This is a genomic window from Mesorhizobium sp. B3-1-7, from assembly GCF_006439385.1.
Lineage (GTDB): Bacteria > Pseudomonadota > Alphaproteobacteria > Rhizobiales > Rhizobiaceae > Mesorhizobium.
Map to the genome: position 1 here is coordinate 24,837 of NZ_VFTL01000021.1, position 14,504 is coordinate 39,340.

11 protein-coding genes are annotated in these 14,504 nt (G+C 64.5%); 10 read left to right on the plus strand and 1 reads right to left on the minus strand.

Annotated features, from left to right (window positions below):
• The first annotated feature begins 3 nt into the window (after positions 1-3).
• The 7 genes from FJ417_RS18240 to phoB all read left to right on the plus strand — a co-directional run bounded on the left by FJ417_RS18240 (position 4) and on the right by phoB (position 9,146).
• Positions 4-3,369: a response regulator gene (locus FJ417_RS18240; protein WP_246687490.1), complete on the plus strand. Its 3,366-nt coding sequence runs from the start codon at positions 4-6 to the stop codon at positions 3,367-3,369.
• A 578-nt stretch (positions 3,370-3,947) separates the two neighbouring features.
• Complete coding sequence (gene pstS, locus FJ417_RS18245; RefSeq protein ID WP_140784441.1) at positions 3,948-5,006, plus strand: phosphate ABC transporter substrate-binding protein PstS; 1,059 nt, start codon at positions 3,948-3,950, stop codon at positions 5,004-5,006.
• Between the two features lie 64 nt (positions 5,007-5,070).
• On the plus strand, positions 5,071-6,057 hold the full coding sequence (gene pstC / locus FJ417_RS18250) for a phosphate ABC transporter permease subunit PstC (protein WP_140647907.1): 987 nt from the start codon (positions 5,071-5,073) through the stop codon (positions 6,055-6,057).
• 3 nt (positions 6,058-6,060) lie between these two features.
• The gene (gene pstA, locus FJ417_RS18255) at positions 6,061-6,912 is read left to right on the plus strand and encodes a phosphate ABC transporter permease PstA (RefSeq protein ID WP_140647908.1); all 852 of its coding nucleotides are present in this window, start codon (positions 6,061-6,063) and stop codon (positions 6,910-6,912) included.
• A complete protein-coding gene (gene pstB / locus FJ417_RS18260) occupies positions 6,909-7,712 on the plus strand; it encodes a phosphate ABC transporter ATP-binding protein PstB (RefSeq protein WP_140647909.1) in 804 nt (267 codons plus the stop codon). Before pstA ends, pstB begins: the two co-directional genes overlap by 4 nt.
• 20 nt (positions 7,713-7,732) lie before the next feature.
• A complete protein-coding gene (gene phoU / locus FJ417_RS18265; RefSeq protein WP_140784442.1) occupies positions 7,733-8,440 on the plus strand; it encodes a phosphate signaling complex protein PhoU in 708 nt (235 codons plus the stop codon).
• Between the two features lie 16 nt (positions 8,441-8,456).
• Entirely contained in the window at positions 8,457-9,146 is a 690-nt protein-coding gene (gene phoB, locus FJ417_RS18270) for a phosphate regulon transcriptional regulator PhoB (RefSeq protein WP_010911896.1), read from the plus strand.
• 317 nt (positions 9,147-9,463) lie between these two features.
• On the opposite strand, the gene FJ417_RS18275 is transcribed toward phoB, so the two are convergent.
• The gene (locus FJ417_RS18275; RefSeq protein ID WP_140784443.1) at positions 9,464-10,705 is read right to left on the minus strand and encodes an ROK family protein; all 1,242 of its coding nucleotides are present in this window, start codon (positions 10,703-10,705) and stop codon (positions 9,464-9,466) included.
• Between the two features lie 270 nt (positions 10,706-10,975).
• Here FJ417_RS18275 and xylF point away from each other — a divergent pair, with 270 nt between their 5' ends.
• The 3 genes from xylF (at position 10,976) to FJ417_RS18290 (ending at position 14,393) form a co-directional block, all read left to right on the plus strand.
• Positions 10,976-12,016 (plus strand): D-xylose ABC transporter substrate-binding protein, encoded by a 1,041-nt coding sequence (xylF, locus tag FJ417_RS18280; RefSeq protein ID WP_140784444.1) that lies wholly within the window; start codon positions 10,976-10,978, stop codon positions 12,014-12,016.
• A gap of 147 nt (positions 12,017-12,163) precedes the next feature.
• Positions 12,164-13,516: a sugar ABC transporter permease gene (locus FJ417_RS18285; RefSeq protein ID WP_140658000.1), complete on the plus strand. Its 1,353-nt coding sequence runs from the start codon at positions 12,164-12,166 to the stop codon at positions 13,514-13,516.
• A gap of 76 nt (positions 13,517-13,592) precedes the next feature.
• Entirely contained in the window at positions 13,593-14,393 is an 801-nt protein-coding gene (locus FJ417_RS18290) for an ATP-binding cassette domain-containing protein (RefSeq protein WP_140657998.1), read from the plus strand.
• Positions 14,394-14,504: the final 111 nt, after the last annotated feature.

Here is a 14,504-nt window from a genome sequence, read left to right on the forward strand (position 1 = left end):
GGAATGGCGGACACGGACGGAACTGTCGAGGCGGACAGCGCGCGGAGCTTCAACAAGGCGGATATGAGCGACAACGGGCCCTTTCTCGGTGGCGTCCACGATATGGCCGGGACTTCGGAGGCGCTTGCCAATCTGAGCCTGATGGTCGATTCGATGCCGATCGGCGTCATCGTTCTCGATGCCGAATTGCGGGCCGAGGTGGTCAACCGGGCATTCTACGATTTCTGGAAGATCGATCCGCGGCGCGCTCCGGCCGGCAGTCGCTTTCGCGACCTCATGGAAGCCAGCCGTGACGCCGATCCGTTCGGCGGCGAGGAACAGGCTTGGCAAAGCCATGTGGCCGAACGGGAGGCCGAAATCCGAGCCGGAGCCGCGGGATCCAGGCAGTTGCCGCGCAAGGACGGCCGCACACTGATCGCCTCGCTGGCGCCGCTTCCCGGAGGCAAGCGGCTGATCTCCTATGTCGACATCACCGACATGAAACAGCGCGAGACAGAAGCGGAGGACGCACGCAGGAACCTCGCCACCGTGCTGGAGTCGCTGCCGGCGGGCGTCATCATCTACGATCGCGACGATCGCTTCGTCTTCGCCAACCGCAAGCTGCAGGATACGCTGCCGGCGCTGAAGCCGGCCTGGCAGCCGGGCCGCACATTCCGCGAGGCGTTGTCTCTCGGCCATTCGGTCGGCTACTTCCGCTCGAGCGGCGACGCCGAAATCGACGGTCTGTATGGCGTCGACACCGAACGCTGGCTTGACGCCATGCTCACGCGCTACCGTTTGCCGAGCTCCGCCTACGAACGCCTCAACGCCGACGGGCGCTGGTACCAGGTCTATGACATGCGCACCGACGACGGGACGTTCATCGGCGTGCGCGTCGATATCACCGACATCAAGACGCGCGAGAAGGCGTTGCGCGACTCCATGCGCCAGATCGACCTCTACCGGCACGTGATGGACGAGCTGCCCGTGGCCGCCTTCATCAAGGCCGACGATCTCAGCATTGAATTCGTCAACAAGGCCTGGTGCGCGCTGACCGGCTTCGCCAAGGACGAGGTGCTCGGCAAGACGGATCGCGAGCTTTTCGCGTCGGAAGAGGCGGACGGTTTCAGCAATGACGACACCGACGTCGTGGCGACCGGCTCGGGGCGCGAGATCGAGGAGGCCGTCACCCACCGCGACGGCACGGTCCGGCAGCTGATGACGCGCAAGAGCCGGCTGGTGGCGATCGACGGCTCCGTGCATCTGGTCGGCTCCAGCACCGACATCACCGACGTCAAGGCGCGCGAGCAGGCGCTCCGGCAGAGCATGAGCGAGAACGAGGTGTTCCGCAGCCTCATCGACAACGTGCCGGTGTCGATCTACGCCAAGCGCTCGGACCTCAGGCAGTTCTACGTCAACAAGGGCTGGTGCGATCTCACCGGCTTCAGCAAGGAAGAAGCCGTCGGCAAGACCGATGTCGAGATTTTCGGCGCGGACGGCGAAGCCTTCGTCGCCAGCGACCTGGCCGTGCTGCGCACCGGCGAGACGCAGGAGATCGAAGAGACGGTGACGATGCCGGACGGCAGCGTCAGGCACCAGTTCGCCCGCAAGGGCGCGATGATCGCCTCTGACGGCTCGCTCTATCTGATCGGCTCCACCACCGACATCACCGAGCTCAAGCAGCGCGAGGCCGAGCTCAGCGAGGCGCGCCGGCGCGCCGTGCTCGCCGACCGGGCCAAGTCGGAATTCCTCGCCAATATGAGCCACGAGATCCGCACGCCGATGAATGGGGTTCTTGGAATGGCAGAGCTGCTGGCAAAGTCGGACCTCGATCCGAAGCAGAAGACGTTCACCGACATCATCGTCAAATCCGGCAACGCGCTGCTCACCATCATCAACGACATCCTCGATTTCTCCAAGATCGATGCCGGCCAGATGGTGCTCGACCCGGCGCCCTTCAATCTCGCCGAGGCGATAGAGGATGTGGCGACGCTGGTGTCGACGCGCGCCAAGGAGAAGGACCTCGAGCTCATCGTCCGTGTCCAGCCGGGGCTCGACGGCCAGTTCGTCGGCGATGTCGGCCGGATCAGGCAGATCGTCACCAACCTGCTCGGCAACGCCGTGAAGTTCACCGACGAGGGCCATGTCCTGGTCGACGTGACGGGCGACCGGGTCCCCGCGGGCACGAAGCTCACCATTTCCGTGACGGATACCGGTATCGGCATTCCGGAAGACAAGCTGAAGCTGGTGTTCGAGAAATTCAGCCAGGTCGACACCTCCTCGACCAGGCGGCATGAGGGCACCGGGCTTGGCCTTGCCATCACCTCGCGGCTGGTCGAGATGATGGGCGGCGAGATCGGCGTCGACAGCGCCGAAGGCAAGGGCTCGACCTTCTGGTTCACCGTCACGCTGCCCAGGGCCGAGCAGGGCGGGCAGCGCATCATGCCGGTCGATGTCACCGGCGCGCGCGTGCTCATCGTCGACGACAACGCCGTCAACCGCTCGATCCTGAGCGAGCAGATGGCGTCGTGGACGTTCGATTCCTGCGCGGCCGAAAGCGGCGCGGAGGGGTTGAAGGTGCTGATTGCCGCCGCCGCCTATGGCGTGCCGGTCGATTGCGTGGTGCTCGACTATCAGATGCCCGGCATGACCGGCGCCGAGATGGCGCGCATCGTGCGCAACACGGCGGGCCTGGCGCATACGCCCATCATCATGCTGACCTCGGTCGACCAGTCGCTTGCCGGCACGGCCTATCGCGACCTCGGCATCGATGCGCAACTGATCAAGCCGGCGCGCTCCTCCATTCTCCTGGAAACGCTGGTCTCGACCATCCAGCGCCACCGCCACAGCAGCACGGCCGCGCAGCCGCAACCCGCCATTGGCGCCGGCAGCTCCCCGCAAGCCGCTCCGGCGCAGACGGCGGCATCGGACCGTGCCATGCTGCAGCCGCCGCCGGCGCGGGCGCGTCCACGCCCTGCCGATGCGGAGCGCGGGCTCGACATCCTCGTCGCCGAGGACAATGAGGTGAACCAGATGGTGTTCACCCAGATCCTCGGCGAGACCGGTTACCGCTTCGAGATCGTCGGCAACGGCCGCAAGGCGCTCGACGCCTTCGGCAGGCTCAATCCGCGCATGATCCTGATGGACGTGTCGATGCCGGAAATGAACGGGCTGGAGGCGACGGGCGCCATCCGCAGGCTCGAGGAGGACATGGGCACGCATGTGCCGATCGTCGGCGTCACCGCGCATGCGCTGAAGGGCGACCGCGAACGCTGCCTGGAGGCCGGCATGGACGATTACCTGCCGAAGCCGATCAGTCCGCGGGCGCTGCTCGAAAAACTCGAGCGATGGCTGGGCTCGGACGTCGAGACCCGGCGCAACGCAGGTTAGAGCAATATCGGGAAAAGCGTGAAACGCTCAGGCTCCGGCGCCTTCGCGTAGCCGTCCGTCCCGGAACTGCGCGAAATCAAGAGGCAAGGCGGATTTTAGCCGGCTGGCGGGCGCAAGGCGTTGACGCATGCGTATGGTGCGATCGCACCATACCAAAGCAAACGCCAAGCTCGGACAATCATGACATTGATTCCGCTCTTCGGTTACGGGCGGGAGCAGCGACCGCCAACAAGAAACAGCGTCGACTCTACCCCAACGGACCTGTTTTCGGCGATGGCCAGGCCATGATCCGCTCTGGCATTCAGGCAACGCACTCTCGTCCGGATTTTATTTCCCGGCGGCCGTCATCCGGCCGCCGGGATAAATTTTGTTTCAAAAGTCAGACAAGTTACTGATTCCCGCGGCAAACTCCGGCCAGCCCTTCGAGGCCGGCGCGGACCCTTCCGAGCATCCCCGTTCAGGCGTTACCGGGCTGACACGAAACTGTCATGCGACTGTAATAATCGAAGGCTATTGCGCTCACCGGGCGCCTATAGAACGGGTGCCGAAAGACCATCTTCCGAACAGGAGCAGGCCACATGAGACATTTCATCCGCTCGGCGGCCGTTGCGATTGCAATGGCTGCGGCATCAACCCTTAGCATCTCCGCCGCAATGGCAGCCGATATCTCCGGCGCCGGCGCCACTTTCCCCTATCCGATCTATGCGAAGTGGGCCGACGCCTACAAGAAGGAGACCGGCATCGGTCTCAACTACCAGTCGATCGGCTCCGGCGGCGGCATCAAGCAGATCAAGGCCAAGACCGTGACCTTCGGCGCCTCCGACGCGCCGCTGAAGGGCGAGGATCTTGACTCCACCGGGCTCGCGCAGTTCCCGATGGTGATGGGCGGCATCGTTCCGGTCGTCAATCTCGAAGGCATCAAGCCGGGCGAACTGGTGCTCGACGGTGCGACGCTGGCCGACATCTTCGCCGGCAAGATCACCAACTGGAACGACGAAGCGATCAAGAAGCTCAACCCCGACGCCAAGCTGCCCGACCAGGCGATCGCCGTCGTCCACCGTTCGGACGGCTCAGGCACCACGTTCAACTTCAGCTACTACCTGGCCGACGTCAGCGCCGACTGGAAGTCGAAGGTCGGCGTCAACACCGCGCTCGAATGGCCGGTGGGCATCGGCGCCAAGGGCAATGAAGGCGTCGCCAACAACGTCTCGCAGACCGGCGGCGCGATCGGTTACGTCGAATACGCCTATGCCAAGCAGAACAAGCTGACCTACACCGACCTGGTCAACAAGGACGGCAAGAAGGTCGAGCCGACCGCCGCCGCGTTCTCGGCCGCCGCGGCCAATGCCGACTGGAGCTCGCAGCCGGGCTACGGCGTCATCCTGGCCAACCAGGCCGGTGCTGAATCCTGGCCGATGACGTCGGCCACCTGGATCCTCGTCTACAAGAAGCCCGACGACACCGCGGCCACGACCGAAGCGCTCAAGTTCTTCGCCTGGTCCTATGCCAAGGGCGACGAGCTGGCCGCGGGCCTGGACTACGTTCCGATGCCCGACGCGGTCGTGAAGAGCGTCGAGGAAATGTGGGGCAAGGACATCGTCGACGCGAGCGGCAAGCCGCTCTACTCCGGCATGTAATTCCTAGCGAATAAGGAGGGCGTCTCCGGCGCCCTCCTGTCTCTTTCGAAATGCGAGGGGCTAAATGACAGCCGTTTCCGACGCCGCGACATCGTCCGCCCTGCGGACCAGGGAAGCGACAGTGCGCCGCTTCGCCTTCACCGACATGGCATTCCGGACGGCCACGCGCCTTTCCGCCATCCTCGTGCTGGTTCTGCTCGGCGGGGTCGCGATCTCGCTGGTCGCCGGCTCGTGGGAGGCGCTGTCGAAGTTCGGCTTCTCCTTCCTGACCACCGAATCCTGGAACCCGGTCACCGAGAATTTCGGCGCCCTGGCGCCCATCTACGGCACCATCGTCACCTCGGCCATCGCCATTCTCATCGCTGTGCCGATCGGCATCGGCATCGCCATCTTCCTGACCGAGCTCTGCCCGCGGCCGCTCAGGCGCCCGATCGCCATCGCGGTCGAGCTGCTCGCAGGCATTCCCTCGATCATCTACGGCATCTGGGGCCTGTTCGTGTTCGCGCCGTTCCTGCAGACGACGATCCAGCCCTTCGTCATCTGGCTCTTCAAAGGCATCCCCGGCCTCAACAGCCTGTTTGCCGGCCCGCCCTACGGCATCGGCCTGCTGACCTCGTCGCTGATCCTTGCCATCATGGTGCTGCCCTTCATCACCTCGATCACCAAGGACGTGTTCGACACGGTGCCGGCGGTGCTGAAGGAATCGGCATACGGCATCGGCTGCACGACCTGGGAAGTGACCCGGCGCGTGACCATCCCCTATACCCGCGTCGGCATCATGGGCGGCGTCATGCTCGGCCTCGGCCGCGCGCTCGGCGAGACGATGGCGGTTACCTTCGTCATCGGCAACGCGCACCGCATCAGCGCCTCGCTGTTTGCGCCGGGCACGACGATCTCGGCGACCATCGCCAACGAATTCACCGAAGCCGACGGCAATCTCTATACATCCTCGCTTGTATCGCTCGGCCTGATCCTGTTCATCATCACCTTCATCATCCTCGCGCTCGCACGCTACATGCTGTTGCGCATCGATAGCCGCACGGGAGCCTGACCGATGTCGACTGCCGCATCGCTTCACCAAAGCCGCAAACGCAAGAATGCCGTGATGATGGCGCTGTGCGTCGTCGCGGCCGGCATTGGCCTCGCCTGGCTGGCGCTGATCCTCGGCGCCTTGCTCTACAAGGGGCTCTCCGGGGTGAACCTGGCGGTGTTCACTGAAATGACGCCGCCGCCCGGCGACGCCGGCGGCCTGCTCAACGCCATCTACGGCAGCATCGTCATGACGATCATCGGCATCGTCGTCGGCACGCCGATCGGCGTGCTGGCCGGCACCTACATGGCCGAATATGGCCGCTTCTCGAAGCTTACGACGGTGGTGCGCTTCATCAACGACATCCTGTTGTCGGCGCCATCGATCATCATCGGCCTGTTCGTCTATGAGCTGATGGTGCGGCCGATGGGGCATTTCTCGGCGATTGCCGGTGCCGTCGCGCTGTCGATCCTGGTGATCCCCGTCGTGGTGCGCACCACCGAGGACATGCTGAATCTTGTGCCCAATGCGCTGCGCGAAGCAGGCGCCGCCATCGGCGCGCCGCGCTGGGTGGTGATCCGCTCCGTCGCCTACCGCGCGGCAATGTCGGGCATCGTCACCGGCATATTGCTGGCGATCGCCCGCATCTCCGGCGAGACGGCGCCGCTTCTCTTCACCGCGCTCAACAACCAGTTCTGGTCGAGCAATCTCAATGCGCCGATGGCCAGCCTGCCGGTGACCATCTTCCAGTTCGCTCTCAGCCCTTACGAGGAATGGCAGCAACTGGCCTGGACGGGCGCACTCATAATCACCCTGACGGTTCTCGGGCTGAGCATCATCGCCCGCAGCCTAACCGGACGCAGAGAGGACAGATGAAACCGATGTTGTCCACCGACCTGAACGCAGCCGACACGACCGTCGAGAAGGCCAAGATCGAGGTCAAGAACCTCAATTTCTACTATGGCCAGTCGAAGGCGCTGAAGGACATCAACCTGTCCCTGCCCGAGCGCAGCGTCACAGCCTTCATCGGCCCGTCGGGCTGCGGGAAGTCGACGCTGCTGCGCGTGCTCAACCGCATCTACGAGCTCTATCCGAAGCAGAGCGCCGAGGGCCAGGTGCTGCTCGACGGCAAGAACATCCTCGACCGCTCGCAGGACCTCAACCTGCTGCGCACCAAGATCGGCATGGTGTTCCAGAAGCCGACGCCGTTCCCGATGTCGATCTACGAGAACATCGCCTTCGGCGTCAGGCTCTATGAGAAGATCAGCAAGGCCGAGATGGATAGCCGCGTCGAGCAGGCGCTGAAGCGCGCCGCGCTGTGGACCGAGGTCAAGGACAAGCTCAACGCCAGCGGCCTCAGCCTCTCGGGCGGCCAGCAGCAGCGCCTGTGCATCGCCCGCACCGTGGCGGTGAAGCCCGAGGTCATCCTGCTCGACGAGCCGGCCTCGGCGCTCGATCCGCTGTCGACCGCCAAGATCGAGGAACTGATCGACGAGTTGCAGGCCGACTACACGATCGTCATCGTCACCCACAACATGCAGCAGGCGGCGCGTGTGTCGCGGCAGACGGCGTTCATGTATCTGGGCGAGCTGGTGGAGTTCGACCGGACCGAGAAGATCTTCACCTCGCCTCGCGAGAAGCGCACGCAGGACTACATAACCGGCCGCTTCGGCTGAGTTCATACGAGGACATCATCATGGCCGAACATACCGTCGCCTCCTTCGACGAGGATCTCAGGCAGATCAGCCGGCTCATCAACGACATGGGCGATCTCGCCAGCTCCATGGTCGGCGGTGCGACGAGGGCGCTGCTCGAGACCGACAATGCGCTGGCGCAGCGCGTCGTCTCCGACGACGCCATCATGGACGCTCGTCAGCGCGAGCTCGACGACCGCGCCATCACGCTGATCGCCAAGCGGCAGCCGATGGCGGACGACCTGCGCAACGTGGTCGGCTCGATCCGCATGGCGGGCGACCTCGAACGCATCGGCGATCTCGCCAAGAACATCGCCAAGCGTGTCGGCTCGGTCGGCGTCAGCGCCGCGCCGCGCGACCTCACGCATTCGATCGATTCGATGGCGCAGCTGGTGCTGATCCAGGTGCAGGCCGTGATCCAGGAATATATGGTGGGCGATGCCACGGTGCTGGCCAAGCTTCGCAACGACGACGAGCGCATCGACGTCAAATACACGTCCGTCTTCCGCGAGCTGTTGACCTACATGATGGAAGACCCGCGCAACATCACCGCTTGCACGCATCTTCTGTTCTGCGCCAAGAACCTCGAGCGCATCGGCGACCATGTGACCAACATCGCCGAGAACGCCTATTATGTGCTGACCGGCACGCAATTGCCCGCCAATCGTCCGAAGCAGGACGAGACCGCAATGTCGGCGCCGGCGGCCTGACGAAAAGGTTACCCCAATGATCGCGCCACGCATCATGGTGGTGGAGGACGAGGAGCCGCTGGGGGTGCTGCTCCGCTACAATCTCGAATCCGAGGGTTACCAGGTCGAAGTGGTGACCCGCGGCGACGAGGCCGAAATCCGCCTTCAGGAAAACGTTCCCGACCTGCTCGTGCTCGACTGGATGGTGCCGGCGGTTTCCGGCATCGAGCTCTGCCGGCGTCTCAGGATGCGGCCCGAGACCGAGCGGCTGCCGATCATCATGCTGACGGCGCGCGGCGAGGAAAGCGACCGCGTGCGCGGCCTCTCGACCGGCGCCGACGACTATCTGGTCAAGCCATTCTCGACGCCGGAGTTCATGGCGCGCGTCAAGGCGCTGCTGCGCCGCGCCAAGCCGGAGGTGCTGTCCAGCGTGCTCAAGGTCGGCGACATCGTGCTCGACCGCGAATCGCACCGGGTCTACCGCAAGAAGAGCGAGATCAGGCTCGGCCCGACCGAGTTCCGCCTGCTCGAATTCATGATGCGTCATCCCGGCCGCGTGTTCTCGCGCAGCCAGCTGCTCGACAATGTCTGGGGCGAGACGATCTATATCGACGAGCGCACCGTGGACGTCCATGTCGGGCGCCTGCGCAAGGCGGTCAACAACGGCCGGATGCCAGACGTCATCCGCACCATCCGCGGGGCGGGGTACGCGATCAGGGAGGATTAGGTCCCGAGGGCCCTGACGGGTCAGGCGCTTCCAACAACCACGTTGGTGGGTAGCCGAGACGTTTGTGCTTCGTCATCCACGGGCGGAGCAAGGAGCGTAGCGACGCAGCGCAGACCCGAGGATCCATGCCGTGACTTCCACGCGCCGCTATGGCGCAGAACTCTGCACCGCTGCACCCTACGATCGAGGTAACGGCATGGATTCCAGGGTCTGCGCGCGTCGCTTCGCTCCCTGCTCCGCCCTGGAATGACGAAGTCGCGGTGGCTTCGGCCAATCTCCAACGTTGGTGCGATTCGCGGCTTCAGCGCCATGTTCGCTTAGGCCACGTTCTTCCCGGCCCCCGCTCTGGCCTGCACCCCCGGCGCGAAAATCTCCTGATCGACGAAGGTCAGCGCGCGCATGGCGCAGCCTTCGCGGATAAGCGGCAGTTCGTTCGGCTCGGTGTCGAAGGAGATCGATTCCGAGTGCTGGCCGCCGGCGGTCTGGGCGATCGCCTCTCGCAGCGCCGGCTCGATCAGGTCGAAGGCGGCCGCGCTTACGCCGACCATGGCGACAGGCGCCGGGTCGATAAGGGCGAACAGGCTGCCGAGGCCGAAACCGAGTGCTTCGCCGGCCCGGCGATAAGCCTCCCGCTCGGGTCCGTCCTCCTGCCGGGCTTTTGCGGCCAGCGCGCGCATATCGGCGTCGCCGACGTCGGTCGGCGTGGCATCCTCGCTTATTCCCATGGCGCTGCGCCAGATCGCGTAATTGCCGGCATAGGCCTCGACGCAGCCGCGGCGGCCGCAGCGGCAAAGCGCGCCGCCCGGACGATGGATCATATGGCCGAACTCGCCGCCGGAGGAATGCGTGCCGCTGAACAGCGCGCCCTTCAGCACCAGGCCCATGCCGATACCGTGCGAGAGCAGGATGGCGATGAAGTCGTCGCGATAGCGCTCGGGATCGCGCCATTGCAGCGCCACCGCCATCATGTTGCAGTCGTTCTCCATGGTGGCGGGAATACCGAATTCCCTTTCGAGGAGGTCGGCGAAAGGGATGTCGGTCAGCGGCGTGATCGGCGACCACAGCATGGCGCGTGAATGGGAATCGGTGATGCCCTGAATGCCCATGGCGATGCGGGCGACGCTGCCCACGTCGAGGTCGGGATCCCGCAGCCGGCGCCGCACGATCGCCATGCATTCGCCGATCAGCTCGTCGCGGGGCATGACGAGCGTGTCGAGGCGCTGCTGCTCCTCGGCAACCACCTGGCCGGCATAATCGATCACGGCGACCGACAGGAAGTTCAGCGACAGCACCACGGTCAGCACCGCGGCGGCTTCGGGGTTCAGCGCCAGACCGATCTGCGGCCGGCCGCGTTTCAACGCCGTCGGCTCGCTGGCCTTGCTTTCGGTGAGAATGCCTTCCTGGATCAGATCGGCGGAGATCGCCGAAATGGTCGAGTGGCTGAGCCCGGTGGTGGCAGCAATCTCCGTGCGCGAGGGCTGGCCGGCGCGGCGCACGGCCGAAATCACCATGGCGCGGTTGCGCCGGCGCAAATCGTCGTGACGGATTCCGACCGACATCGTCTCGCACGTCCTCCCAGTCATCGCGGCCTTGTGATGATGATGCCATGGCCTGTCGGTGACATGCTAGGGATAGTGGCAGAAGCCGCAGCCTGTGTCATTATTTATTGCGGATGTCGAAAAAAATGCCCTGACCCATCAAAACCCATCAGAATCGCAGTTGACAGCGTCGTTTTGCTGGATCACTATTTTTTTGAGGCTCGAAAAAAAGCCTCTATGCCGGCCTTCGGGCCAGTCTGGGTCGCGCCGCACAGGCGCAGGGAGGATATCATGAAGAAATTCGCAGCCGCCATTCTGGCGGGCGTTGCCGTGTCGCTGACGCTGGTGTCGGTCGCCGAGGCGAAGGACAAGGTGATCGGCGTGTCGTGGTCGAATTTCCAGGAAGAGCGCTGGAAGACCGACGAAGCGGCGATGAAGGCCGCCATCGAGGCCGCCGGCGACAAGTATATCTCGGCCGATGCGCAGTCCAATCCGGGCAAGCAGCTGACCGACGTCGAAAGCCTGATCTCGCAAGGCGCCAACGCGCTGATCATCCTGGCGCAGGATGCCTCGGCAATCGGCCCGGCGGTGCAGAAGGCGCTCGATGAAGGCATTCCGGTCGTCGGCTACGACCGCCTGATCGAGAACAAGGACGTGTTCTACCTGACCTTCGACAACAAGGAAGTCGGCCGCATGCAGGCCCGCGAGGTGTTCAAGGTCAAGCCGGAAGGCAATTATGTCTTCATCAAGGGCTCGGGCGCCGATCCGAACGCCGACTTCCTGTTCTCGGGCTCCATGGAAGTGCTGAAGGAGGCGATCGACAGCGGCAAGATCAAGAATGTCGGCGAGGCCTATACCGACGGTTGGCTGCCCGCCAACGCGCAGAAGAACATGGAGCAGTTCCTGACCGCCAACGACAACAAGGTCGACGCGGTCGTGGCGGCCAATGACGGCACCGCAGGCGGCGTCGTCGCGGCGCTGACGGCGCAAGGCCTGGCCGGCACCGTTCCGGTCTCGGGCCAGGACGGCGACCACGCGGCGCTCAACCGCATCGCGCTCGGTACGCAGACCGTGTCGGTGTGGAAAGACGCGCGCGAGCTCGGCAAGAACGCCGCCGAGATCGCCTCGCAGCTCGCCGACGGCAAGAAGATGGGCGACATCGCCGGCGCCAAGGACTTCACGACGCCCGGCGGCAACACCGTCAAGTCGCTGTTCCTGACTCCGATCGCGATCACCAAGGACAATCTCAACGTCGTCATCGACGCCGGCTGGATCAAGAAGGACGAAGTCTGCGCGGGCGTTGCCGCCGGTAGCGTCAAGGCCTGCAACTAAGTCTGCCGGCTCTCGATCAAAATCCCTGCGCCGCGGCCTGAAAGCCGCGGCGTTTTCTCAAAAAGATTTGTGTTTCCGCCTCTGGCGGATAGCTTCTAGGCTTGGCCAGGCATCCGCGCCAGACGGGCAGGCCGGCGGGAGGAAATCATGACCGACACGACGTCTACCCAACCGGCGGACACCGCGCGCGCGTCGGAACTCGGCGCCGTCGCCCGGTTCCTGAAGGCGACCGAGCTCGACACCCGCATGCTCGGCATGATCGGCGCGCTGCTCTTGATCTGGATCGGGCTGCATGTGATTTCCAGCCTGCGCCTCGGCGTCAATCCGCTCGACTTCGACAGCCGCACGTTTCTCACGCCGCGCAACCTGTGGAACCTGTCGGTGCAGACTTCGGCCGTGGCGATCATGGCCTCCGGCATGGTGCTGGTCATCGTCATGCGCAACATCGACCTGTCGGTCGGATCGGCCGAAGGGGTAATCGGCATGGTCATGGGCTTTGCCCAGGTGCATTTCCTGGTGCGCTTCGTCGGGCTTGAGCTGGGCAATCCGTGGATCTGGGTGCTGGCATTGCTGATCGGCCTGGCGCTCGGCCTCATCATCGGCGCCTTCCAGGGCTTCATCATCGCCTATCTCGAAGTGCCGGCCTTCATCGTGACGCTGGGCGGATTGCTGGTATGGCGTGGCGCTGCCTGGTGGGTCACCAGCGGCCAGACGGTGGCGCCGCTCGACGCCACCTTCCAGCTGATGGGCGGCGGCCCGGCGGGCTCGATCGGCGCCAGATGGAGCTGGGCCGTCGGCATCGTCGCCTGCCTGGCGGTTATCTTCATGCATTTCAACGGCCGCGTGCAGCGCAAGCGCTTCCGCTTCCCGCTGCGTCCGGTCTGGGCCGAGACGCTGCTCGCCACGGTCACCTGCGCGGTCATCCTGGGCGCGGTGTGGCTCGCCAATTCCTATCCGTGGCCGGTCGGCATCGTGAACCGCTACGCCGCCGCCAACAACATCACCGTTCCCGAAGGCGGGCTGTTCATCGCGCATGGCATCGCCATTCCGGTGCTGATGGCCGTTGCCGTCGGCCTGATCATGACCTTCGTCACCAAGCGCACGCGCTTTGGCCGCTACGTCTTCGCCATCGGCGGCAATCCGGAAGCAGCCAATCTCGCCGGCATCAACACGCGCTGGATCACCATGAAGGTGTTCATGATCATGGGCGTGCTGGCGACGATCGCGGCGGCGATCTCGTCGGCCAGGCAGAACTCCTCGACGAATGTGCTGGGGACGCTGGACGAACTGCTGGTCATTGCCGCGGCAGTCATCGGCGGCACGTCGCTCGCCGGCGGTTCCGGCACCGTGCTCGGCGCCATGCTGGGCGCATTGCTGATGCAGTCGCTGCAGTCCGGCATGGTGCTGCTCGGCGTCGATTCGCCGCTGCAGAGCATCGTCGTCGGCGCCGTGCTGGTCGTCGCGGTCTGGCTCGACACCATCTATCGCAAGCGCGTCTGAGCATGATGCCGAAAAGTGGAAACCGGTTTTCGGACGAGACCATGCTCAAGCATGGGCTATAGGGAGGAGAAGGATCATGGCTGACAAAATCGCTCCCGCCGGCGTTCCGCTGGTCGACATGCGCAACATCTCGATCGCCTTCGGCGGCATCCGCGCCGTCGACGACGCCTCGGTCGATCTTTTCCCCGGCGAAGTGATGGCGCTGCTCGGCCACAATGGCGCGGGCAAATCGACGCTGATCAAGATCCTGTCCGGCGCCTACAAGCGCGACAGCGGGCAGATATTCATCAATGGCGAGGAGGCTTCGATCTCCAATCCGCGCGATGCAAAGAAATATGGCGTCGAGACGATCTACCAGACGCTGGCGCTGGCCGACAATGTCGATGCCGCCGCCAACCTGTTCCTCGGCCGCGAGCTGATGACGGGCTGGGGCACGCTGGACGACGTCGCCATGGAAGCCGAGGCGCGCAAGGTGATGGGCCGCCTCAATCCACGCTTCCAGCGCTTCAAGGAGCCGGTCATCAAGCTGTCGGGCGGACAGCGGCAGTCGGTGGCGATCGCGCGCGCGATCCTGTTCAACGCCCGCATCCTGATCATGGACGAGCCGACGGCGGCGCTCGGTCCGCAAGAGACGGCGCAAGTCGGCGAACTGGTCAAGCAACTCAAGGCCGACGGCATCGGCATCTTTCTGATCAGCCACGACATCCACGACGTGTTCGAGCTCGCCGACCGGGTCTGCGTGATGAAGAACGGCCAGGTGGTCGGGACCGCGCGCACCACCGACGTCACCCAGGACGAGGTGCTCGGAATGATCATCCTGGGCAAATGCCCGCCAGGCGCCATTCCGGGTCCAGGCGCGCTGAAGATAGCGGCATGATAGTAGCCGGCTAATTAACGACTGCGTGATGTACCAGCCGCAGTGATGATTTGACCGCGCCATTGTGTTGGCGCGGAGACTTGCCCATAAAGGTCGTCGACCGTCCACGGG